Source organism: Clostridium sp. AF22-10, from assembly GCF_003478725.1.
GTDB classification, from domain to species: domain Bacteria; phylum Bacillota; class Clostridia; order Lachnospirales; family Lachnospiraceae; genus Otoolea; species Otoolea fessa.
Genome location: NZ_QUFZ01000082.1, coordinates 1 through 583, shown reverse-complemented (window position 1 = coordinate 583; position 583 = coordinate 1). Strand labels below are relative to the sequence as shown.

Annotated in this window: 1 pseudogene; it reads left to right on the top strand. The window is 42.7% G+C overall.

Annotation, left to right across the window (positions count from 1 at the left end):
- Window positions 1-583, top strand: a pseudogene (locus tag DWX91_RS16350) (IS200/IS605 family accessory protein TnpB-related protein); the annotation flags it as partial.

The window sequence follows — 583 nt, the reverse complement described above, 5'->3', positions numbered from 1 at the left end:
AGGCAGTTTCCTATCTGATTCCGGTGTATGCAGAGACCTGGGAAGAACTTTCAGAAATCAGAAATCCACAAAAACGCTTTAATGAAGCGGAACATCTGGTACATGAGACAAAAAAGAATCATGCCAGATTTCTGTTTGACCGTCATTTCCCTAAGATGCCATCTTATCTGAGAAGAGCGGCGATTCAACACGCACTTGGAGCCGTGTCCTCCTATCAGACACGCCTTAGTTTGTGGGAAAAGGGAGAACTGAGAGGAAAACCGAAGCTGGTCTGTGAGAATCATGCGATGCCGGTATTTTATCGGGATGTCATGTATAAGGAAGCAGAACCGGGAGAAGATGCGGCACATTTAAAGCTGTTTGATGGGCGAGAGTGGAAGTGGTTTCAAGTAAAATTACTTCATACCGATATGGAATATCTGCGAAAAAAATGGAGTGGTAAAAAGGCATCTGCCCCTACTTTGGAAAGGAAACATCATAAATATTTCCTTCGGTTTTCATACACAGAGGAAGTAAGCTTATCAAAAACAGATGTAAAAGAGCAGGTGATATGCAGCGTTGATTTAGGAATCAATACGGATGC